Raw genomic sequence first — 22,767 nt, 5'->3', positions numbered from 1 at the left:
GGGTACGCCCGACGGGTCATGCGCCCGGCCACGCGGTAACCGACATAGCAGAGGAACGCGGTGATCGGCARACCGAACATCAGCACGCGGCCCAGGTCCGCGCCCAATTGGCTGGCAGCGGCCACTGCACCCGGGTGCGGCGGCAGAAAGGCGTGTACGGTCAACAACGCCGCACACATCGGCAACGCAAACACCAACAGCGGCTTGCGCGCACGCCGGGCAATACCATAGGCCAGCGGCATGAGGATGATCACACCGACCTCGAAGAATACCGGCACCCCGACCATGAAGCCGGCAATCGTCAACGCCAGGGGCGTACGCCGGTTGCCGAAACGGGTGATCAGCGTCTTGGCCAGCGCCTCGGCACCGCCGGAGAGCTCGATGATCCGCCCGATCATCGCGCCCAGGGCAATGATGATTGCGATATGGCCCAGGGTCTTGCCCATGCCGCCTTCGATGGTAGCGACCAGATCGGCCGGTTTCACCCCGGCCACCAGCGCCACCAGAATGCTCACCAGCATCAAGGCCACGAAGGGCTGGAACTTGTACTTGAGCACCAGGAACAACAACAGCGCGATGCCTGCCCCAGCGGTAATCATCAGGATTAACGGGCTCATTTCAGAAGCCCTCCACACCGGGTGAACGAAAGGATTCTTCTGAAAATGCCACAGTGAAGGCGAGTCATGCCTGGAGTTCCTCTTGTTATTGTATTTTTAGGCAAGCCGGGGCCATCGAGAGTCGCTGAGCGTCTCCCGGACAGGGCCTGCGTTATCGATCTGTCGTGTTCTATCGTGTTCTATCGTTTTAAAAGAATTCAGCGCACTACCAGTGCGCACCGAATGTCTCTCGCAGCTCGTCCAGCGCCGCCTGATCCAGCGGTTCAGGCTTGGGATTGCTCATCAGCCAGAGCCGCGCGGTTTCCTCGAGCTCTTCCAGGGCGTAGCTGGCCCTGGAGACCGAACTCTCCCAGACCACCGGACCCAGCCGTTCGAGCATCACGCCGCGAACGCTATTGGCCAGCAGCGCGACCTGTTCGGCAACCTTCGGCGATCCGGGTCGCTGGTAGGCGATCAACGGGATATGCCCGACTTTCATAACCTGATACGGCGTCAGCGGTGGCAGAATGTCGTCCGCCTGCCAGACACCGGCGAGCGTCAACGCCACCAGATGGGTGGAGTGGGTATGCACCACGCCGCCGACATTCGGGTTGCGGTCGTAGACCTGGCGATGCAACGCCAGAGTCTTTGAAGGCTTGTCACCGGACACCCATTCACCCGCCAGATTGACCTTGGCGATGGTTGCCGGATCGAGGCGCCCGAGGCACACATCCGTCGGCGTGATCAACCAGCCGTCATCCAGGCGCGCGCTGATATTGCCGGCGCTGCCGACGGTATAACCACGCTGGTATAGGCTGCGGCCAACCTCACAGATTTCTTCGCGCAGGGCGTTCTCGTTGCTCATTGCGCAGCTCATTGTGCACCCCCGGCCTGGGCGAGTTGGTTCAAGGCTTTACTGAAGAAATCCCGGCCACCGAAGTTGCCCGATTTGAGTGCCAGCGCCAAAGGTTCCTCAGTACTGCTGACGGTCGCCGGTACACCCGGATCAATCTGCGCGCCGATTTGCAGCAACTGCACACCCAACGCCTGGACCACAGCACCCGAGGTTTCTCCGCCGGCGATCACGAAGCGGCGCACGCCGCTTTGGCGCAGACCCTGGGCAATTTCGCCAAAGGCGTTTTCCACCAGACTGCCGGCTTGTTCGACGCCCAGTTGCTGTTGCACCGATTTGACCTCTTCCGGTGAACTGGTGGCATAGATCAATACGGTTTGCTCGTTATCACGGGCGAAGGCCAAGGCTTGCGCCACCACCGGTTCCCCCGCCGCCAAGGCCAACGGATCAATCCGCAACGCTGGCCGGCCGGCTTCGAGCCAGGCGGCCACTTGTCCATTGGTGGCGATCGAAGCGCTGCCGGCCAACACCACTTCCCCGCCTGACACCGCCGGAAGTTTCGAGGCGTCGAGGTCGCGCAGTTTGCCGGCGCGACGGAAGTTTTCCGGCAACCCCAGGGCCAACCCCGAACCACCCGTCAACAACGGCAGATCGGCGCAGGCGCTACTCAGGGTATACAGATCGCTGTCCGACAAGGCATCAGCGATGGCCATGCCGACACCTTGAGCCCTCAGCTCTGCGATGCGCGCCCGCACCTGCTCTGCGCCACGGGCAATCGTGTCGTAGCGCAACAGGCCGACATTCAGGCGGGTCTGCGATTGCAGCACGCGAACCAGGTTGGCATCGGTCATTGGCGTCAACGGGTGATTTTGCATGCCCGACTCGCTGAGCAGTTGATCCTGCACAAACAGATGGCCGCGAAAGATCGTCCGGCCATTCTCCGGGAATGCCGGGCACGCCAGGGTAAAGTCGCTACCCAGTGCGGCCAGCAGTGCTTCGCTGACCTGGCCGATATTGCCGGCCGCGGTGGAGTCGAACGTCGAGCAATATTTGAAAAAGATCTGCTCGCAGCCTTGCTCGCGCAGCCAGGCCATCGCAGCGAGGGACTGCTCGACTGCTTCGGCGACCGGCGTGGTACGCGACTTCAGGGCAATGACGATCGCATCGGCATCAAGCCCGGCAGCCACTTCCGCGCTCGGGATGCCAATGCTTTGCACGGTGCGCATTCCGCCGCGCACCAGCATGTTGGCCAGGTCCGTGGCGCCGGTGAAATCGTCGGCGATGCAGCCCAGTAGCGGGCGTGCGGTGGAGGTAGTCATGGGGTGTTCCTCAAACAGGCTCAGGCTTGGCAGTCGGCAATTCGATGCCCGGGAAAATCTTGATCACCGCCGAGTCGTCCTCACGGCCGAAGCCGGCACTGGAGGCCTGCATGAACATCTGGTGAGCGGTGGCCGACAGCGGCAGCGGGAATTTGCTGGCCCGGGCGGTATCCAGCACCAGGCCCAGGTCCTTGACGAAAATATCCACCGCGGACAACGGCGTGTAGTCCGCCTTGAGAATGTGCGGCACGCGGTTTTCGAACATCCAGGAATTACCGGCGCTGTGGGTGATCACCTCATACAGCGCATCGGCATCGACCCCTTCACGCAGGCCCAGCGCCATGGCTTCGGCAGAGGCGGCAATATGTACCCCGGCCAGCAGTTGATTGATGATTTTGACCTTCGAACCCAGGCCATGGACATCACCCAGGCGATACACCTTGCCGGCCATGCCGGCCAGGATCGACTCTGCCTTGGAATAGGCGTCGGCCGGGCCCGAGGTCATCATGGTCATCTCGCCAGCGGCTGCCTTGGCGGCGCCGCCGGAAATCGGTGCGTCCAGATACAGCAAGCCCAGCGCGGCCAGGCGCTGGCCCAGATCCACGGCGTAAGTCGGAGCGACTGTGGCGCAGCCGATCACCAGGCTGCCCGGCCGCAGAGAGGCCACGGCCCCACCCTCACCAAACAATACGGTCTCGGTCTGCTCGGCGTTGACCACCACGGTAATGATCACGTCACACTCAGCGGCCATGTGCGACGGTGACAGGCAAGCCACACCGCCCTCCCCGGCGAACTGCTCTGTTACGGCAGTGCGCACATCACAGGCATGCACATTGAAACCGCTGCGCAACAAYGAGCGGGCAATGCCCAGCCCCATCGCGCCCAGACCGACCACACCGACATTCTTGTTATTCATGGGGTACTCCAGAGGAAAGCAGCGACTGCTTCCACGCCTGCAAGGCGCAGACATTGGCCGCGTTGTAGATAGGGTTTCGGCCGACAGGATCAGCACCGGGCGGATCAACTAGATGAGGGGCGCTGTCGTTCAGGACGTGAGTCGGGATCTCATCGAACATCAAGGCAATCCTGTTTTTGTCGTGTTATCAGGTTGTCATACCGGCTGATGAAGATCATCTACCAGTGATCAGATTATGTGAAGTATTTTTTAACAATAACATTTTTTAACACGGCTTTCGCCGCGCAGAAAGAAGAAGTAGCGAGAGGCTCACAACAGCACTGCCGGTGCAAAAGGCAAAGCAGGTGTTCCTGCACCTCCCCACTGCCATCGCCACCCGCGATGGCAGGCTCGTGAATGGCTGATATACGAACGGCTTTTACCTCTCCTAACATCGGTCGCACATGACCACTCGGGTGCCGATCACCTTTCGGCACACGGGCTCCAAGAATAAAAACGCAAACCCGTGAGGTTGAACCATGAAAACCCTAGCCGTCAGTTCCACGGCGCAAGCTTCAGTCGTCGACGGAGTCGGTCAACTGACCGCCAACCAGCGTTACGTGACGTTGGGGGGCTCCTGGGCCGCCTGGCTGTTTGACGCGCTGGATGCCACCATCTTTGGCTTTGTCCTCCTGGCGGTCGCCAAGACCTTCGCCGTCGGCCTGGGCGATGTGGTCTCCACGGTTGCCTGGTTTCTGCTGGCCACCGGTATCGGTGGTTTCTTCCTCGGCAACATTTCCGACAAGATCGGCCGCAAGAAAACCATGATGCTGTCGGTGTTCGTCTATGGCACCGGCACCTTGCTCTGTGCTTTTGCCGACAGCCTGTGGCAGCTCAACGTGTTCCGCTTCTGCGTGGGCATCGCCGTGGGTGGCTTGTGGTCCGCCGCGGCGGCACTGGTGTCGGAGATCTGGCCTGCGGCCGGGCGCGCCAAGGCCTTTGCGGTGATGCAGACCGGCTGGTCGGGTGGTGGTCTGCTGGCAGCGATTTTCGCCTGGAGTTTCCTCGATGGCGGGAATCCTGAATCCTGGAGAAGCCTGTTCATCTATGCCTCGATCCCGGCGTATTTCACCCTGGTGTTCATCTGGTTGTTCGTCAAGGAATCGCCGGTGTGGCTGGCCAACCGCGAGTTCATGCGCCGTAACGCCGACAAGGGGCGGCTGATGGAAATCTTCCGTCCGCAGTATCTGAAAGTGACCTTGCTGGGCCTGAGCATTTCGGTACTGGGCATGTACGGCTACTGGATCATCACCACCTTCATGCCGGCTTACCTGCAGAGCATTCTGAACGTGCGCATCGATCAGGCTCCGGTGTTTGTCATCTGGATCGGCATCGGCGCCACCATTGGTTACCTGGCCTACGGCTACCTGGCCGAAAGCATCGGTCGTCGCTTGTCGTTCGCGGTGTTTTTTGGCGGCATGGCAATCATGGTGCCGGTGTTTGCCTACTCGGCGACCTTGATGCCATTGACCGACGGCAAGCTGCTGTTCACCACCCAGAACGTCATCGCCCTCGGTTCGCTGGCCGCACTGCTGGGCTTCTTCACCGGTTATTTCAGCGGGTTCGGCGCCTGGTACTCGGAGTTGTTCCCGACCAGCATCCGTTCGACCGCGTCGGGTTTCTGTTTCAACTTTGGCCGGGTCGGCGCCATCGCCGGCATCAAGCTGGTCCCGGTGCTGATCCCGCTCATCGGCTTCACCGCCACCATTTCCCTTGCCTCCGTTTCCTACGTCATCGCCGCTGTCATGGTGTTCACGCTGCAGGAAACCAAAGGCGTTCAACTCACCAGCGGCAACTGAGCCGACCGTTCAAAGGAAAAATCCATGAAAAATTTTCGCATCGGCCAAATCGTCCCCAGCTCCAACACGACGATGGAAACCGAAATCCCGGCCATGCTGACTTCGCGCTACGAACTGTTTCCCGAAGAGCATTTTACCTTTCACTCCTCACGCATGCGCATGATGCACGTCAGCCCCGAAGAGCTGAAAAAGATGGACATCGACAGCGACCGTTGCGCGCTGGAACTGAGCGATGCGCGAGTGGATGTCATGGCCTATGCCTGCCTGGTGGCGATCATGTGCCAAGGCGCGGGCTATCACCAGGTCTCGCAGGATCGCCTGAGTAAAACCGTGGCCTCCAATCAATCGACCGCTCCGGTACTCAGCTCCGCCGGTGCGCTGATCGATAGCCTGCACATGCTCGACTACAAGAAAGTCTCGATCATCACGCCGTACATGAAGCCGCTGACCCGGCAGGTCATCGACTACATCGAAGCGGCCGGAATCGAAGTGGTCGACTCCATCAGCCTGGAGGTTTCCGACAACCTCGAGGTCGGGCGTCTGGACCCGATGAATCTGCTGGCTCACGCCGACAAGCTGAACATAGGCCAGGCCGATGGCGTGGTGTTGTCCTGCTGCGTGCAAATGCCGTCGCTACCCGCGATCCAGCTTGTCCAGGATCGTCTCGACAAACCGGTGCTGTCGGCATCGATCGCCACCGTTTACCAAATGTTGAAAACCCTTGGCCTCAAGGCGCAAGTGCCCAACGCCGGCCACCTGTTGTCCGGGGCGTTCTGAGCCAATGCCGGAGGAAGTACTATGCTGGCCATTCAGGCCAAACCGGTACTTCCCATGAAACTCGATCCGGTCTCGTTGCGACTCTTTGTCAGTGTCGTTGAAGAAGGCACCATTGCTGCCGCCGCCAAACGCGAACACATCGCCGCGGCGGCGGTCAGCAAACGGCTGAGCGAGCTTGAAGAACTGCTCGATTCGAAACTGCTCAACCGCACCAACAAAGGCATCACCCCGACCGATGCCGGTCTGTCGCTAATGTTCATGGCGCGCAGCGCCTTGAACAACCTCAATGAAATCGTCGTGCAGATGCGTGACTACTCCCACGGCCGCCGTGGCTCGGTGCATGTCCTGGCCAATATTTCCGCCATCACCCAATTCCTCCCGGGCCTGATCAAGTCGTTCATGGAGCTGTACCCACTGATCAACATCAGCCTCGAAGAAAGGCAAAGCCTGGCCATCACCAAGGCGGTGTCCGAAAATCGCACCGACATTGGCATCTTCACCCGTCTTCCGCACGGAGCCGATATCGAGGTTTTCCCGTTTCGTACCGATCGACTGGTGTTACTGGTTCCCCTTGGGCATCCGCTGGCGACACGCCGTTCCGTCAAATTCAGCGAAACCCTGGATCACGAATACATCGCCTTGCGCAGTGGCACTCATCTCAACTTTCAGTTGATCAAGGCGGCCAACGACCTGGGGCGTTCGCTGAAAATCCGCATGGAAGTCTCCAGCTACGACGCGCTATGCCTGATGGTTCAGGCCGGCCTGGGCATTGGCATCATGCCCGAGGGGAGCGCGGCGATTTACAAAATGGACGGTGCGCAGGCGATCAGTCTGGATGAGCCGTGGGCCTCCCGGGAACTCAGCGTGTGCGTGAGGTCGCGAGAGGCGTTGTCGGTCGCGGCGGGATTGTTCCTGGAGCACTTGCTCGAAAGGCACTAAGCGATATCAGGCTCAAGGGCTCGAAGGTAAATCACGAGTTGATTCATCGATTACAGAAGGCTTGGGCCAAACGTCTCTGTAGCCCTGATGCGCAGTATTGCGGACACCAGCGTCCGAAGTGTTCGGATCTCTAGCGCATTTTTCCCGCCTCCATCTCTTCCTACACTGGGTGACCGGGCTTCTTGTCCCGCCCGGCACCGCAACCTTTCCCTTCAAACCAGGCTCAGGAGCTTCCATGACCCTGTCATCAAAAATTCGCGTGGGTCTCATTGGCGTCGGTCATTGGGCCGAGTACGGCCACTTGCCTGCCCTCCAGTTGCTTCCCGACTATGAGCTGACGGCAGTCCACAGTCGCAGCCCGGAAAAAGCCGCCGGGTTGGCACTGCGCCACGGCATCCGCTTTGCACTCGATTCCGTGGAGGCGCTGGTCAACCATCCGGAAGTGGATCTGGTGCTCGTGCTCAACACGGCACCCCAGCACGAGGCCACCGTACGGGCAGCCATCGCCGCCGGCAAAGATGTGTACTGCGAATGGCCGCTGACGCCCAGCAAGGCCGTGTCGCAGGAACTGATGGCGCTTGCCGAGAAGGCTGGCGTTCGGCATATCGTCGGATTGCAGCGTCGACTGAACCCGGACTATCGCTACGTACGCGATCTGTTAAAGGACGGCTATATCGGGGAACTGCGTTCGGTACGGTTGCATGTCAGCGTCGAATATTTCCAGCGTGAACGCCTGGCCGCCCTGCACTTCACCATCCCGCCGGAGAACTTTTCCAGCCTGCTTTCCATCTATGGCGGTCACTATTTCGATGCGGTGTTCAGCATGCTGGGCCATCCGCAGAGCATCAGCGCGCTGACTGTCAACCAGTTCCCGGAAGTGACGCTGATCGAGACGGGTGAAGTGCTGAAACACACAACGGCGGACCAGGTTCTGGTCAACGGCACCTTCGCCGACGGGGCTGTGCTGACGGTCCATATCGAAGCCGGGAAACGCAATAACCATGGCATGCAGTTGGACCTGACCGGCACCCGGGGCGATCTCAAGATCTGGAACACCACCAGTTTTGGCGACCCGTTCAATACCATCGAAGCGGCCCAAGGCGACTCGCAACCCATGCATACGCTCACGGTGCCACCGAGCTACAACTGGCTGCCGGAGAATGACCTGGGCGGCAGCCAGCAGGAACTGGCCAATTTGTATGCTGCCTACGCCAGGGATGTGCGCGACGGTACCCAGGTTGCACCTACCATGGCGGATGCCGTGCGCATGCACGAATTGATCGATGCCATCGAAATCTCCAACCGCGACGGCGTGCGCCTGACGCTGCAGGCGTAAGCGATCAGATGCGCAAATGYGCACTCATGTAGTCAATGAACACGCGCAACTTGGGCGAGGCATAACGGCTGGCTGGCCACAGCATCCAGAAGACGACCTGGCGGTCAATGCAGTCGTCCAGCACGGTGACCAGCTGGCCGCTTTCCAGCGCTTCGCGCACCAGGAAAGTCGGCAGAAAGGCAATGCCCCTGCCCTGGATTGCGGCGTAGGCAAGAGGCTCGATCGTGTTCGACGTCATCGTGGCGGGCAGCACCAGTTCAGCCTCGGAAGCTTCGAGCCGCAACGGCCAACGTTCCAGCTTTCCGGTTGCGGGAAATTTGTGCTGCAGGCATGAATGGCGTTCCAGTTCACGCGGATAAGTGGGTACACCATGTCGCTTGAGATACGTCGGCGACGCCACCAGCACATGTGCGCAGGAACCCAGGCGGCGCGCAGTCAAGCGAGAGTCGGTTTGCTCGCCGGTGCGAATCACCGCGTCGAACCCCTCCTCGATCACATCGACCATGCGGTCGCAAAAATCGATATCCAGTTCGACTTCCGGATACCGCTCCATGAACCCGTCAAAGGCCGGCATCATCAGGTCGCCCAATAGCGGAGTGCCCACCCGAAGTCGCCCCCGTGGACTGCCCGCCAGGCCTGACAGCTCGGACTCGGCAGCGGTGACCTCGCTGAGGATGCGGCGGCAGCGCTCAAGGAACAGGGTCCCCTCGGCCGTCAGCGTGATGCTGCGTGTGCTGCGATGAAACAGCCTTACATGCAAGCGCTCCTCCATGCGGGCAATGGTTTTACCCACGGTCGAGGATGACACCCCCAGCTGGCGGGCGGACTCGGTAAAGCTGCGCGTTTCGGCAACCTGCACGAACATCGAGATGCCATTCAGACTTTCCATCACTTTTCCTGCCTGCTCCGGTAGCCCCCCGCCAACAAGGCGGGATTACGGAAAAAACATCCGAAATGTTCGGCATCGCGGGATATTTTTCTCCGCGAATTTTACGCCTACATTGCGCCCATCCCACCACTGATAGGTATCGTTGTCATGTCCAAACTGCATACCAGCATCCAAATAGGTCCACACCAGATTTCCCATCGCGTCGTTCTGGCGCCACTTACCCGTATGCGTGCCGAGCCGGGTGCCATTCCTGGCCAGTTGATGGCCGAGTACTACGCCCAGCGTACCACCGCCGGTGGCCTGCTGATCGGCGAAGCCACTATCGCCGCTGCCAATGGTAACGGCTACCTCGGTGCTCCCGGTCTGTATGACGACAGCCAGATCGCTGGCTGGAAGCTCGTGACCGATGCGGTTCATGCCAAGGGCGGCAAAATCTTTCTGCAGCTCTATCATGCGGGGCGTCAGTCCAATAGCCTCCTGCAGCCAGGCGGCGCCCAACCGGTGGCCCCTTCCGTCGTGGACCACGGCGGCCTCGCCTTCACCGAGACTGGCTGGACCCCCGGCAGCCCGCCGCGCGAACTGACCATCGCGGAAATCCGCGGGCTGGTGGAAAGCTTCCGTGCCGCAGCCGAACGCGGTATCGCAGCCGGATTCGACGGCGTGGAGTTGCACTCGGCCAATGGCTACCTGTTCGATCAATTCCTCCAGGACGGCAGCAACAAACGTACGGACATCTACGGTGGCTCGTTCGAGAACCGCAGCCGGTTCCTGCTGGAAGCGGTAGAGGCGGTGATCTCCGTCTGGGGCAGCAATCGGGTGGCGGTGCGTCTGGGGCCGAGCGGCAATTTCGGCGATATGTCCGACAGCGACCCCATTGGCCTGTTCACCTATGTCGCACGCGAGCTGAACAAGCTGGACCTCGCCTATCTACACCTGATCGAGCCGCGCATCCTGGGTGTCGCCGAAGACGAGCGCCGGGACCAGAACCCGGTGGCGTCGCAACTCATCCGCCAGCACTACAAGGGCACCCTGATCGCGGCAGGCGGTTTCTCCGGTGAATCGGCCAACGCAATCCTTGAGGCCGGCGATGCAGACCTGGTCGCGTTCGGCCGCCACTTCATCGCCAACCCTGACTTGCCAGAGCGCCTGCGCAACGGCTGGCCGCTGAACCCGTACGACCGCGAGTCGTTCTTCGGTGGCACGCAAGTGGGTTACACGGACTATCCTTTCCATACCGAAGTTGCGTGATCATTTGCACCACTGGTAGCTGGGGTCATCGTGCCCCAGTTGCCTCTCCTTCAAAAAAACACTCACCCAAACTGCCGCGTTTCACGGTCGCCTCTGCCAACGGGGTCAAGGTGCGTACCGGCTGAAGGAAGGTGCCAACGCATGAAAGACCTTTTCTCCTATAGGCTTTTCACAAGGGTGGCGCGACTGGGCAGCTTTTCGGCTGCGGCACGCGAAGTGGGTCTTTCTCAATCCCAGGTCTCCAGGATCGTGGCCGAGCTCGAAGCCGATCTCGGCACCCTGCTGCTGGCGAGATCGACACGTGCCGTCGTACCGACCGAGGCCGGGGCGGACTTTCTCTCGCGCATGGAACCCATCCTCGTCGCTGTGGAAGAGGCAGAGCAGAGCGTTCGCGGGGGCGCAGAGCTGCGTGGGGGCGTGCGGATGAGCATGCCAACGAGCATCGGCGTACGGGAAATCATTCCACGCCTCGCGCCGTTCGCAGCGATACACCCCAACCTGCATATCCAGGTGCTGCTTGCCGATCATTGGCAGGATCTGGTGCGCGAAAATATCGATGTTGCGATAAGGCTGGGACGGCTGGTGGATTCCAGTGCAACAAGCCGTCAGATCATGACGATCTCCAGATACATTCTCGCCTCACCGTCCTACTTGCGCGCCGCTGGGGAGCCGACTACGCCGGAGGACCTGCAATCACATCGAATTATCGCCGGTCCAGCCTCAACGGTGCCGAGCGGGTGGATGTTCAAACGCGATGGCGAGACCAGGACGATTCAGCTCGAGGCGCACTTCTCGACCGACGAAAACGAAGGCGCTGTCGCAGCGGCAACGGCTGGCTTAGGGATTACATCGACAACGGCCTGGGCGTGCCGGCGGGAGCTTGAAAGCGGTGAGCTCGTCGCGCTGCTCACCGATTGGGAGACCGAATCCGTACCTGTGCATGCCTACTTCCCCCACGGCTCTCGAACCCGCAGAGCCGGCCGCGCCCTGATCGAACATCTTGTCGCCAGCCTGCTTGACGATGCCGGCGGTGCTTATGCATCCGGCGCATAGAAGATAGCCGGCCACAGCGTCTACTCCGATCCCGCCGAAGCTGCCAATTTAGCGCCATACCCCGCGACGCAGCAGTCGAGCTGATCGACCTGGCAGCGTGGCGGACGCCCTGACTTTTTCGTTCAAGGAAATCCCTCATGCGCATGACTGGCAACACGATCTTCATCACTGGCGGCGGCTCCGGCATCGGCCAAGGCCTGGCGGAAGCCTTCCACAGGCTGGGCAATCAAGTGATCATCTCGGGACGGCGCAAGGAGCGACTGCAGCAGACGCTCGATGCCAACCCCGGCATGGCAGCCATCGAGCTCGACATCAACGACACGGCCAGCATCCAGGCCGCAGCGCAACACCTCATCGCCCATTACCCTGAGCTCAACGTGCTGATCAACAATGCCGGCATCATGCTGCTCGATCATGCAGAAGGTCCGGTGGACGATGAGCTTGCCCTGTCGACCGTCACCACCAACCTGCTGGGTCCGATCCGCATGACCTCGGCGCTGGTCGAGCATCTGAAGACCAGGCCGGATGCCGTCATCGTCAACGTCTCCTCGGTACTCGGCTTCGTACCCATGGCCGTGACGGCGGTCTACTCGGCGACCAAGGCAGCGTTGCACTCCTACACCTTGTCGCAGCGCTACCTGCTGCGCGAACACGGCGTCCAACTGGTCGAGATCGCACCGCCGTGGGTACGCACCGAGTTGCTCGACAGCAGCGAGGAGGAGCGCGCCATTCCCCTCGACCAGTTCATTGCCGGCGCCATGGCGCAATTCGAGAGCGGCGTGAACGAAATCCTGGTCGCGCCCGCTGAAGCCATGCGCGCCAATCCTGGTCCGAACGAGCATGCCTGGGTCAACGGGTTCAACGACATGATTGCCAACGGACCGGCTTTCGGCTGAGTCCACAAGGCGATATTGGGCGGCCCTACAGCCGCCCTCCCCTTTACTTTGTTAGCAGGAAACCGACCATGACTTCACTCACCCCCGCCGAGAACAAGGCCATCGTCCTCGAAGGCTTCGCAACCCTGTTCAATCGCAAGGATCTGGCTGCGGCCGAACGCTACTGGTCGCCCTCCTATATCCAGCACAGTGCCCATGTGCCCCCGGGTCGCGAGGGTCTGTTCGAACTGGTCGCCGCAGGAGCGCCCGATTTGCGTTACGAATGCCAGCTGGCAGTCGCTGAAGGCGACTTCGTCATGTTGCACGGTCGCTTCACTGGCATCGGCCAGCCGGCGAACTGGGTCGTGGTCGATATCCTGCGCCTCGAGGACGGCGTGATGGTCGAACACTGGGATGTGATTCAGGACGAGGCGACGCGCGAAGGTTCTGCCGGCGGGTATCCTATGTTTGGGGATCAGTTCCCAGGCTGATGCTCCATTAAACAGTTCAAGGAGTTCAGGCCGAACTCAGGCGACGCTCGATTGCGGGACGCATTCCTTGAGTTGAAGGCGTCTAGGTAGACAGCTATCAACGCAATCAGGCGGTCGCCTTTGGTTGATTTGTTATGTTATAACTAATGCAAGCGTGCACTGTCAGTCGCCACTGGCAGTGCCATCCATTCCCTGCTTGCGACATTCGATGACAACCTCTACTCACATCCCACCTATCACACCCTTGAACCAACGCCTGCTGTCCATTGATGCCCTGAGGGGATTGGTAATCCTCCTTATGCTGCTGGATCACGTGCGCGAAACGTTCTTTTTGCACCGTCAGGTAGCAGACCCGATGGACATTGAGTCCACTGAGCCGGCGCTATTTTTCAGCCGCACACTTGCCCATTTGTGTGCGCCGGTTTTCATACTGCTCACCGGACTTTCCGCTTGCCTGTATGGCCAAAAGCACCAGGGCAAGGGCGATGTGTCAGCCTTTTTATTCAAGCGCGGTCTATTGCTGGTACTGCTGGAATTCACCCTGGTGAATTTCGCCTGGACATTTCAGTTCCCGCCTACGGCGATTTACTTGCAAGTGATCTGGGCCATTGGCATCTGCATGATTGCCCTGGCCGGACTGGTCTGGTTACCCAGGCCCATTCTGTGCTGCCTGGGCCTGGTGATCGTGGCCGGGCACAACCTGCTGGATAATGTTCACTTCGCGACAGGCTCGCCAATGCATATACCTTGGGCGATTCTGCATGATCGCGGCTGGATCGAATTCTCCGACAGCTTGCGTCTGCGCACCTCTTACCCTGTGCTTGCGTGGATCGGTGTGATCGCCCTTGGATACAGTATCGGCCCTTGGTTTGCTGGCCAGGTTTTGGCCGCGCAGCGTCAACGTAATCTGCTGCTGGCAGGGGCCGGGACATTGATCGGATTTGTCGCACTGCGAGCAGTCAATGGTTATGGCGAGGTGCATTGGGTCGCCCATGAAGGCATCACGCAAACCCTCATGAGCTTCTTCAACATTACAAAATACCCACCTTCCCTGTTGTTCCTTTCGCTGACCTTGGGCATGGGCCTGTTACTGCTTCGTGCCCTGGAACGGGCTCAACAACGCAAGTGGGTCAATGCATTGGCAGTCTTTGGCGCGGCGCCGATGTTCTTCTACTTGCTCCACCTTTACGTACTCAAGGCGCTGTATCTGGTCAGCGTGGCGTTATTCGGATTGAACCAGGGTACTTTTTTCGGTTTCGACAGCATTTGGGCGGTGTGGCTGACGGCGGTGCTCCTGGCTTTATCCCTGTATTTACCCGTGCGTTGGTTCGCGGCATTGAAGGCACGCCGTCGCGATATCGGATGGCTCAAATACTTTTGATCAGGATCATTGGAGAGTAATGCTGTTCAGTTAAGCGAATGTGGTCCTCTGTAGGAGCAGCCGGTCGACGCTCGATTGCTCGCGATGGTCGTTAACGATAACGCGTATTTACCGGCTAAACGCGGCGCTCTCGATTCCATCGCCAGCAAGCTGGCTCCTACAGTTTCCCGGGATTACGTGAAGAACCTTTTTCAAGACATACAACGGGATACCCCTCCGCCAGCCTAAAAACCTTTATCAAAGCGGAATGAGGCTCCATAAGCAGAATCCGGTAAATGGTTAGCGCCATCGTCCCGTAACCGCGAACGGAAAGTACCACTCTGGGGTTCAGTACGATACAAGCCACGTTTTTGCAGTTCAGGAATGACCAGTTCAACGAAGTCCTCAAGGCTGCCCGGGCTGATCAGCGGGTTGAGCATGTAGCCGCTGGTGCCGGAAATACGGGCGTGCTCTTCGATCCGATCGGCCACTTGTTGCGGCGTTCCCACCAGAATCAGATCACTGCCACGGGTGACGTTGGCAAAGCGCTGTTTGACATCGCCGGCGGTCAAGGGCTTGCCACTGCCATCGGGACGCATCACATAGGAGGTCATGCCTTCGGTGTGAGTCGATAACGCATCGCTGTCCGCGTAACGGCTGATGTCGATACCGGTATCACCGGCATAACTCACCAGTTGCGCCTGCAAGTGATAGTTGCTTTGCAGTTCGTCATATTTGCGTTGGGCTTCGATCTCGGTCCTGGCCGTGACGATGCGCAGGACCGTCAGTGATTTAACATCTTCAGCGTGACGCCCCCGTGCCCTGGCCTGCGTCCATATATCTTCCAGTCCCTGGCGAATCTCCAGCGGGTTGGACTTGGCGATGAAAATCAGTTCGGCGTGCTTGGCCGCAAACTCGCGACCACGGCCTGACCAACCGGCCTGGATCAGCAACGGTGTGCGTTGCGGTGACGGGGACGTCAAATGGGGCCCGGCCACCCGGTAATGCTCGCCAACATGATTGATCGGTCGCACGCGATCGCCCTTGGCAAAGACCCGACGAGACTTGTCGGCCACCACGGCATCGTTTGCCCAGCTGCCTTCCCAGAGCTTGTAAACCACATCGAGAAATTCATCTGCGCGTTCATAGCGATCATCGTGCTTGATCATCTGCTCCAGGCCGAAGTTGCGAGCGGCACTGGTCAGGTAGGAGGTGACGATGTTCCAGCCGACCCGGCCATTGGTCAGGTGATCCAGCGTGCTGAAGCGCCGGGCGTGGGTGAAAGGATGTTCATAACTGGTGGTGACAGTGACGCCGAAGGCGAGGTTTTCCGTCACCGCAGCCAATGCCGGAATGATCATCAACGGATCGTTGGCCGGTGCTTCCACCGCCCACTTCATCGCCGCGTCGGCATTACCGCCAAACACATCGTAGAAACCCAGCACATCACCAAAAAACAGCATGTCGAGATGAGCCTGGTCGGCGATGCGTGCCAGGTTCGACCAGTAGCCCAGCGAGTTGATGGTCAGTCGTTCGTCTGCCGGGTGCGTCCAGAGGCTTGGCGCGCCGCCACAGCCAACACTGGCTTGCTCGTATAACGCAAACAACAGAGGTTTTGGATCGGACATCGTAGTACCTGTAAAAGTCATTAAGCGGATGGGTCAGCGCTGATGCTTGAAACCTTTGCCGTAGTGGCGTTCAAGACGGTTCTGTATCAACTCCAGGCCAATGGACAGGAGCCAATAGATAACGGCTGCGGTGGTGAGCATTTCGATGTAGCGGTAAGAGGATCGACCGTACGACTGCGCCAGGAACATCACTTCCCAGACGCCCATCACCGATATCAACGATGAGTCCTTGAGCATTGAAATGAACTGACTGGTTGTCGGTGGAATGATCGTGCGCATGGCTTGCGGCAGGACGATGTGCAGGAACGTTGCCGCCGGCCCCAGACCCAGAGCCATCGCCGCTTCGCGCTGCCCGGGTGCTACAGCCATGATGCCGGCACGAAAAATCTCGCTGAGGTAGGCACCATAATTGAGCGAGAGCGCAATGATCCCCGCGCTGATGGCGCCAGGAACCACCCCCAACTGCGGCAGACCCAGGTAGATCAGCAGGATCTGGATCAGCAGTGGAGTACCGCGAAAAAAAGACGCATAGAAACTGGCAATGCCGAAAGCCACTGCACTGCGAGACAGGCGCGCCAGCGCCGTCACGAAACCAAGGAGCAACGAAAGCCAGATCGAGCAGAAGCACAAGAACAGCGTCAGCGCGGCGCCCTGCAAGAAACCGTCAGGCCCCAAATGCAGGCCGACCAGGTTGGGCAACTTCTGCACAATGATCGAGAACTTCAGATCGAAGCCCATGAAAAACATGACGCACAGGCCGAACAGCACTGCCCAGGTCAAATACAGGCGAGTGCGAAAACCAACTAGCTGGCTGAAACGACGCGCCTCGGTTTTGGGGGCGACAGTCGCCTTGGCCGGGTGTGGATTGAGGGCTGTCATTGGCTGATATCGGCACCGATCCACTTCTGTGAAATCTTGCTTAATGTGCCATCGGCCTTGAGCTGGGTGACGACCTCAGTGACTTTGGCATTCCATTGCGGATCGCCCTTTTCGATTGCTACCACGTTGGGCTCTGCATACAGCGTATCGCCGGCAATTTTGAAGCGAGGATCCTGGGCGATGCGTTCGCGAGCCGTGATGAGGTTGGTGACCATGGCATCCAGGCGCACGCCCGTGCCCAAGGCCAGATCCTGGAAGGCCACGGTTTCGTTGTCGTATGGCGCGACCTGGACGCTTTCGAATGGATAGCTCAACGGCTTGTCCTCGGCGCCCTCAATCACCAGATCCTTGTTCAAATAGGCTTCGTAGGTCGACGCACTGATCACACCGACTTTTTTACCGGACAGATCCTTGCCCGTGACAATGTTCTGGTCTTTGGCATTCACCACGATCACGGCCGGTGACTGGTAATACTCCACCGGGAAGTCGAACACTTCGGCCCGTGCCTTGCTCGGGGTCATCGAGCAGACGCAGATGTCATATCGTCCGTTCCAGTGTCCGGCAGCGATGACATCCCAGGACGGTGTTTGCAGCTTCAGCTTCACCCCAAGCCGTTGCGCAACAGCCTTGGCGACATCGACGTCAAACCCGTCCAGTTGGTTCTGTTCATTGAGAAAGGAGAATGGCGGATAGCTTTCCATCAGAACGCCGGTCAGCTCCCCGCTCCTGGTTACGCGATCCAGTATGGGGCCCGCGAAAGCCGTCGAGCAGGTAGCCAGTAATGCCAAGCCAAAAGGTAAAAGCGCCTTAGTGTTCACAGACAAGAGCTCCAATCGATTCAAAATACTGAATAGATTAAAACGCACTATAAAAATAGTTTGTACTTCCTTTATGGAATATGCGACTACATTCAAGCTATATTGGATCGAGCGGTCCAGGCGCTTGCACCACTGCCCCTTCGTGGCAAGCGCTTTGCACAACCAAACAACCGAGCGAATCAGGCATTTTCGTCTAACTTGAATGGATGCGTTTGCATGATCCACTTCCTCTGAAAATGGAGTTTGACGATGAAAACTATCGCTTCCTGGCTGACGATTACGCTTTTTGGTCTTGTGCTTGGCGGCTGTGCCGCGGTTGGCGCCGGGAGTGGAGGCGCTGGCGAGATGGAGATTCGTTCGGGGAAAATCGAGCAGATTACACAGACCCAGATGCAGACCAATCACGATAGCGGTGTCGGTGCCATAATGGGGGGTATTGGCGGTCTGGCCCTGGGAAGCCTGATCGGCCACGGTACCGGCCGGGATGTGGCGATGGTCGCCGGTGCCCTGGCTGGCGCGGCGGGCGGCAACTACGCCGAAAAGAAAAAATATGATCAGCCCGTGGACGCACAGCAGATCATCGTTCGCACCCACAGCGGCGTACTGGTTCAGGTGACCCAGCCGATCAACCCGGGGCTGAAAAATGGCATGAACGTTTATGTCGAGGGTGCCGGTAACGAAGCGCGGGTGGTGCCGCAAAGTTAGGGGCGGCGACTGGACGTTGCACAGCCGCCCCATGATCCATGACTGCGCGCAATCCTGACTCGAATGGCGCGCCGCCATGGGTCATGGTTACTTGAATACCGGTACGCTGGCTGACGCGTCGGGCTTTTTCAGGTACTCACGCAACCGAACGCCAATCTCGGCAATTTTCACCTCTCCCGCACGCAAGGCTTGCGGGTTGGTGTGCACCGAGTAATTTCCCAGCGCCAGATCATAGGGATGAGGTACGGCTGAACCGATCACGAAGACCGTATCTTTTTGCAGCGCCTTGAGCGTCACGGCGCCGTTGCCAGGTTCGAAGATGGCCATCTCTCCTGCGTTGACCAGGCCTGGTGCAGACAAAGCGCCGCGGCTGACACTCAACCACAACGACTCATGTTCGCCAGGTGGAACATAAGTCCAGGATTCCCCGGCACGTAGCGTGACCAGCAGATAATTCATTCCGGCGGGGGCACGGACCGGGCTCTGGACACCCTGGTACGTGCCGAGAATCAACCGCGCCGGCCCGACTTCAGGCATCACACCTGACTCCAGGTATTGACTGTCGACACTGGCGTTTTCCAACTCAGGCGGTAGTGCAACCCACAGTTGAAAACCCTGAATCCGTTTCGATGTGCCCACCGACATTTCCTTGCCGTGCCAGACCCCGCCTCCGGCACGCATCCATTCGACACCGCCGTAGTCGATCATCCCCTTGCCCGAATCCGCATCCTCGAAGCGCAAATTACCTTCGGTGATGACGGTGACGGTGGCGATTCCTGAGTGCGGGTGAATTGGCATGCCGTTGATGAATGAGCTCTCACCTTCAAACAGATCCAGGAAAACGAACGGCTTGATCAAATGGCCCAGATCCGAAGGACTCATCAGCCGGACAATAGCGCCATGCCCGCTGCCTGTGGTGCGATAGCTGATTGCGCGGTGAGTTCCGGTTTCGCGTGCAGAGCCAGGGTCCATTGCGAAGTGAGGTGGTTGCTGAAGGTTCATCATGATCACTCGAAGTGGGAAGCCTCGCGGCCCGATACCTCAAACAATAGAGCGGGACCGATTGCTTGATTAGTCGATACAATTGGCTTGCACTCGTCCACCAATACCAGGAATGACCGGCCATGCTCGACCTCAATGACATCGCGATGTTTGTGCAGGTAGTCCGCTGCGGCAGCTTTGCCGAGGCGGCACGACGCCTGGGCATGCCGCCCAATACCGTGAGTCGCCGCATCCAGCAGCTCGAAGCACACCTCGGCACTCGGCTGCTGCAACGCTCCACTCGCAAGCTCACACTCACCAGTACAGGCCAGGACTTCCATGAGCGTTGTGCAGGTGCTGTCGACGGCTTGCTCGAAGCCGGACAGGAGTTGATAACGGGTAGTAACGAGCCCAATGGCCTGGTGCGTGTGGCGGCTCCAGCCGACTTCTTCGACTTCTTCCAGATGGACTGGGTGACCGGGTTTCTCGCCGCGTATCCACGCGTGAGGCTCGACTTCATACTCAGCGATGCGAAGGCCGACTTGATCGCAGAGCAGATCGATGTCGCGTTTCGCGGCGGCGCCTTGCGCGATTCCGGTTTTGTCGGGCGTCAGATCCTTGACCCGCGCAGCGTCGGAATGGTCGCAAGCCCCGCCTACATTGCCGCGCACGGCTCACCCCGCACGCTGCAGGACCTGGTAAACCACGATTGTGTGATCTCGGCGCAACCCGGCGGCCACGCCACATGGCGCTTGATCGGCCCGCAGGGTGAAGAGGAAGTGCAGGTCAGTGGGCGCTTCAGTGGCAATACCGCACAGGCATTGCGCAGGGCCGCCGTGGCCGGCCTCGGCATCGCGCTACTGCCACCGGTGATGGCCAGGCTCGATGTTCAGGCCGGCGTGCTCGTCCCGGTGCTGGCGCAATACCAACCCAAAGGCTATGGCCTGAACGTGCTGTATCCAAGCCGACGACAGTTGCCGCTTGCGGTATCGGCCTTCATCGACCTGGTGATCGAGAAGTTGAATGCCTCGGACGCACCAGAGGTGCACCCGTAGCGAGCGGCAGTCGATGCCCATGGATCTATTCCGCTGGTGGCCCTAGACTTCGTAGTCCCCGCCCTCCTCGCCGATTGTTAACGGGTTTCATGACTGAGCATGCCAAGTACCATCACGTATCCGACGTACCAGGCTTGGTGCTGGGGTCCGCTCGCTTTGTGGACACCGGTTTCGATCGCCATTACCACCTCGATTTCCACGTTGGTTTGGTCACCGAAGGCATCCAGCGTCATCGATCCAAAGGCGAGTCGTATCTTTTAGGTCCGGGAAGGATTGCCCTGATGCCGCCGGGTGAAATCCACGATGGTGTGCCCGAGGGCGGCGACGCTTATACGCTCAAGACATTCCGTCTGTCCCAGGCGCTGGTCGCGAGTCTGACCGAGGAGATCAGCGGTCAACCGAGAGAACTTGAATTGACCGGTGTGTTGCTGGAAGACGCAGGGCTTGCCGGTAACCTGCGCGGGTTGCATGACGCGATGCAGCAGGCCGTTGGGCCAGGTAGCCTGGCGGTACAGACGCAATGGATCACCCTCCTTGAACACCTGTTGAGCCAGTCACGGGCGACCAGGCCCGAAACGATTACGGGCACACTATCTCCCCTGCAATGGTCTCGCGTCAGGGACTATTGTTTCAGCCACATCGATCAGCGAATCACCCTCGATGATCTCGCTGGCCTGTGCGGGTTGGGCCGGTTCCCGTTCCTTAAACAGTTCAAGCGGACCATTGGCATGACGCCGCACGCATGGCTGCTTCGCCTGCGTCTTGAACGGGCTTGTGGCCTGCTATCGCGCAGCGGGCAACCGATCATCGAGGTCGCCCACGCTGTCGGCTTTTACGATCAAAGCCATTTCAACCGCGCCTTTCGACAGGCATTCGGCGTCGCACCCTCGCGCTACAGGACATAGGGCGTCGGCCATCAGGCGGCCGTCAATTTTTTACAAGCGCGACAACCTTCCCTCTCCATAGGATGCGCCAATACGGGCGAAACACCTTCGCCTGCGCAGCCGAGAACTGGATGATGAACGGTGAGACAAACAGACCGCCCGCGCTGGGGTTTTCAAGTGACAACATCGCTGGCGCATCGCCGGAGGTGGCACAAGCCATCGTGAAACACAGCACGGGCCAGGCGAGCCCCTATGGAACAGACGCGTTGACGGCGCAGGTCCAGCGCAAGTTCTGCGAGATCTTCGAGCGTGACGTGGAGGTCTTTCTGGTGCCCACCGGCACCGCCGCCAACGGCTTGTGCCTGAGCACCATGACGCCGCCCTGGGGCAACATCTATTGCCACCCGGCCAGTCATATCAACAACGATGAATGCGGCGCGCCGGAGTTCTTTTCCAACGGTGCGAAGCTGATGACCGTCGACGGCCCGGCGGCCAAGCTGGACATCGTCCGACTGCGCGAGCGGACTCGCGAAAAAGTCGGCGATGTACACACGACCCAGCCCGCCTGCGTCAGCATCACTCAGGCCACCGAAGTCGGCAGCATCTACACCCTGGACGAAATCGCAGCCATCGGTGACGTCTGCAAGTCATCTTCCCTTGGAATGCATATGGATGGCTCGCGATTTGCCAACGCCCTGGTGTCGCTTGGTTGCTCCCCGGCCGAGATGACGTGGAAGGCAGGCGTGGATGCCCTGTCGTTTGGAGCCACGAAGAATGGTGCACTGGCGGCGGAAGCCATCGTCCTGTTCAACACCTCGCTCGCAGCCGAAATGAATTACCGGCGCAAGCGCGCAGGCCATCTCTTTTCCAAGATGCGTTTCCTTTCGGCGCAAATCGACGCGTACCTGACCGACGACCTCTGGCTGCGCAATGCACGCCAGGCCAACGCTGCGGCCCAGCGCCTGGCGCAGGGACTTGCCGGCCTGAGCGGCGTTGAAATGCTCGGTGGCACTGAGGCGAACATCCTGTTCTGTCGTCTGGACTCGGCAATCATCGAAGCACTGCTCAAGGCCGGGTTCGGCTTCTACCATGATCGCTGGGGACCCAACATCGTTCGCTTTGTCACCTCGTTCGCCACCACTGCCGAGGATGTCGATCACCTGTTGAATCAGGTGCGGCGAGCGCTTGATCGTGTACACGAGTAACGGGTAGCAAAGCTACGCATTTCCCAGACGTAAAACTTCAGGTTCTTCACGCAATCCCGGGAAGAACCAAAAAAACGTGGGCACGCTCCCTTGTAGGAGCTGCGGTGCGGCGATCCGACTTG

The 22,767-nt window shown here is 59.5% G+C and carries 23 protein-coding genes; 13 read left to right on the top strand and 10 right to left on the bottom strand.

What is annotated here, in order from left to right:
- The 5 genes from AC1DVH_RS14310 to AC1DVH_RS14290 all read right to left on the bottom strand — a co-directional run.
- On the bottom strand, positions 1-617 hold a 617-nt coding region (locus AC1DVH_RS14310), incomplete at its 3' end, for a GntT/GntP/DsdX family permease (protein ID WP_477754351.1).
- Positions 618-822: 205 nt separating this feature from the next.
- Positions 823-1,461 (bottom strand): 3-oxo-tetronate 4-phosphate decarboxylase, encoded by a 639-nt coding sequence (gene otnC, locus AC1DVH_RS14305; protein WP_477754350.1) that lies wholly within the window; start codon positions 1,459-1,461, stop codon positions 823-825.
- An 8-nt stretch (positions 1,462-1,469) separates the two neighbouring features.
- On the bottom strand, positions 1,470-2,768 hold the full coding sequence (otnK, locus tag AC1DVH_RS14300) for a 3-oxo-tetronate kinase (protein ID WP_477754349.1): 1,299 nt from the start codon (positions 2,766-2,768) through the stop codon (positions 1,470-1,472).
- Positions 2,769-2,778: 10 nt separating this feature from the next.
- Positions 2,779-3,684: an L-threonate dehydrogenase gene (gene ltnD / locus AC1DVH_RS14295; RefSeq protein ID WP_477754348.1), complete on the bottom strand. Its 906-nt coding sequence runs from the start codon at positions 3,682-3,684 to the stop codon at positions 2,779-2,781.
- Positions 3,677-3,844 carry a hypothetical protein gene (locus AC1DVH_RS14290; RefSeq protein ID WP_477754347.1) on the bottom strand — a complete coding sequence of 56 codons (168 nt, stop codon included), beginning with the start codon at positions 3,842-3,844 and terminating at the stop codon, positions 3,677-3,679. Before AC1DVH_RS14290 ends, ltnD begins: the two co-directional genes overlap by 8 nt.
- A 358-nt stretch (positions 3,845-4,202) precedes the next feature.
- Here AC1DVH_RS14290 and AC1DVH_RS14285 point away from each other — a divergent pair, with 358 nt between their 5' ends.
- The 4 genes from AC1DVH_RS14285 (at position 4,203) to AC1DVH_RS14270 (ending at position 8,574) form a co-directional block, all read left to right on the top strand.
- The gene (locus AC1DVH_RS14285) at positions 4,203-5,522 is read left to right on the top strand and encodes an MFS transporter (protein WP_477754346.1); all 1,320 of its coding nucleotides are present in this window, start codon (positions 4,203-4,205) and stop codon (positions 5,520-5,522) included.
- Positions 5,523-5,546: 24 nt separating this feature from the next.
- Entirely contained in the window at positions 5,547-6,299 is a 753-nt protein-coding gene (locus AC1DVH_RS14280; RefSeq protein ID WP_477754345.1) for a maleate cis-trans isomerase family protein, read from the top strand.
- Positions 6,300-6,320: 21 nt separating this feature from the next.
- Positions 6,321-7,238: a LysR family transcriptional regulator gene (locus AC1DVH_RS14275; protein WP_477754344.1), complete on the top strand. Its 918-nt coding sequence runs from the start codon at positions 6,321-6,323 to the stop codon at positions 7,236-7,238.
- Between the two features lie 235 nt (positions 7,239-7,473).
- Positions 7,474-8,574: a Gfo/Idh/MocA family protein gene (locus AC1DVH_RS14270; protein WP_477754343.1), complete on the top strand. Its 1,101-nt coding sequence runs from the start codon at positions 7,474-7,476 to the stop codon at positions 8,572-8,574.
- Positions 8,575-8,578: 4 nt separating this feature from the next.
- Here AC1DVH_RS14270 and AC1DVH_RS14265 read toward each other — a convergent pair whose 3' ends face one another.
- On the bottom strand, positions 8,579-9,463 hold the full coding sequence (locus tag AC1DVH_RS14265) for a LysR family transcriptional regulator (protein WP_477754342.1): 885 nt from the start codon (positions 9,461-9,463) through the stop codon (positions 8,579-8,581).
- Between the two features lie 147 nt (positions 9,464-9,610).
- Between AC1DVH_RS14265 and AC1DVH_RS14260 the strand changes: the two genes are divergently transcribed.
- The 5 genes from AC1DVH_RS14260 to AC1DVH_RS14240 all read left to right on the top strand — a co-directional run bounded on the left by AC1DVH_RS14260 (position 9,611) and on the right by AC1DVH_RS14240 (position 14,511).
- Positions 9,611-10,711: an alkene reductase gene (locus AC1DVH_RS14260; protein WP_477754341.1), complete on the top strand. Its 1,101-nt coding sequence runs from the start codon at positions 9,611-9,613 to the stop codon at positions 10,709-10,711.
- 141 nt (positions 10,712-10,852) lie between these two features.
- Entirely contained in the window at positions 10,853-11,764 is a 912-nt protein-coding gene (locus AC1DVH_RS14255; protein WP_477754340.1) for a LysR family transcriptional regulator, read from the top strand.
- Between the two features lie 137 nt (positions 11,765-11,901).
- Positions 11,902-12,660 carry an SDR family oxidoreductase gene (locus AC1DVH_RS14250; RefSeq protein WP_477754339.1) on the top strand — a complete coding sequence of 253 codons (759 nt, stop codon included), beginning with the start codon at positions 11,902-11,904 and terminating at the stop codon, positions 12,658-12,660.
- A 68-nt stretch (positions 12,661-12,728) separates the two neighbouring features.
- Complete coding sequence (locus AC1DVH_RS14245) at positions 12,729-13,130, top strand: nuclear transport factor 2 family protein (RefSeq protein WP_477754338.1); 402 nt, start codon at positions 12,729-12,731, stop codon at positions 13,128-13,130.
- Between the two features lie 208 nt (positions 13,131-13,338).
- Positions 13,339-14,511: an acetyltransferase domain-containing protein gene (locus AC1DVH_RS14240; RefSeq protein WP_477754353.1), complete on the top strand. Its 1,173-nt coding sequence runs from the start codon at positions 13,339-13,341 to the stop codon at positions 14,509-14,511.
- 224 nt (positions 14,512-14,735) lie between these two features.
- Here the strand turns inward: AC1DVH_RS14240 and AC1DVH_RS14235 are convergent, their stop codons facing one another.
- Genes AC1DVH_RS14235 through AC1DVH_RS14225 form a run of 3 tightly spaced genes read right to left on the bottom strand, consistent with a single transcriptional unit; the run spans position 14,736 to position 17,815 of the window.
- Positions 14,736-16,118: an LLM class flavin-dependent oxidoreductase gene (locus AC1DVH_RS14235; protein ID WP_477754337.1), complete on the bottom strand. Its 1,383-nt coding sequence runs from the start codon at positions 16,116-16,118 to the stop codon at positions 14,736-14,738.
- A 33-nt stretch (positions 16,119-16,151) separates the two neighbouring features.
- A complete protein-coding gene (locus tag AC1DVH_RS14230; protein WP_477754336.1) occupies positions 16,152-16,997 on the bottom strand; it encodes an amino acid ABC transporter permease in 846 nt (281 codons plus the stop codon).
- On the bottom strand, positions 16,994-17,815 hold the full coding sequence (locus AC1DVH_RS14225; RefSeq protein ID WP_477754335.1) for an ABC transporter substrate-binding protein: 822 nt from the start codon (positions 17,813-17,815) through the stop codon (positions 16,994-16,996). The genes AC1DVH_RS14230 and AC1DVH_RS14225 overlap by 4 nt, the downstream gene beginning before the upstream one ends.
- A gap of 249 nt (positions 17,816-18,064) precedes the next feature.
- Between AC1DVH_RS14225 and AC1DVH_RS14220 the strand changes: the two genes are divergently transcribed.
- Positions 18,065-18,520: a glycine zipper 2TM domain-containing protein gene (locus AC1DVH_RS14220; protein WP_223460554.1), complete on the top strand. Its 456-nt coding sequence runs from the start codon at positions 18,065-18,067 to the stop codon at positions 18,518-18,520.
- Between the two features lie 87 nt (positions 18,521-18,607).
- On the opposite strand, the gene AC1DVH_RS14215 is transcribed toward AC1DVH_RS14220, so the two are convergent.
- On the bottom strand, positions 18,608-19,525 hold the full coding sequence (locus tag AC1DVH_RS14215; RefSeq protein ID WP_477754352.1) for a pirin family protein: 918 nt from the start codon (positions 19,523-19,525) through the stop codon (positions 18,608-18,610).
- 119 nt (positions 19,526-19,644) lie between these two features.
- On the opposite strand from AC1DVH_RS14215, the gene AC1DVH_RS14210 reads away from it, so the two are divergent.
- From AC1DVH_RS14210 to AC1DVH_RS14200, 3 genes are all read left to right on the top strand, one after another.
- On the top strand, positions 19,645-20,556 hold the full coding sequence (locus tag AC1DVH_RS14210; RefSeq protein WP_477754334.1) for a LysR family transcriptional regulator: 912 nt from the start codon (positions 19,645-19,647) through the stop codon (positions 20,554-20,556).
- Between the two features lie 89 nt (positions 20,557-20,645).
- Entirely contained in the window at positions 20,646-21,461 is an 816-nt protein-coding gene (locus AC1DVH_RS14205; protein WP_477754333.1) for an AraC family transcriptional regulator, read from the top strand.
- 62 nt (positions 21,462-21,523) lie between these two features.
- Entirely contained in the window at positions 21,524-22,645 is a 1,122-nt protein-coding gene (locus tag AC1DVH_RS14200; RefSeq protein ID WP_477754332.1) for a threonine aldolase family protein, read from the top strand.
- Positions 22,646-22,767: the final 122 nt, after the last annotated feature.

This window comes from Pseudomonas sp. P4_C3 (assembly GCF_056402075.1).
This window is presented reverse-complemented; position numbering and strand designations above follow the sequence as displayed.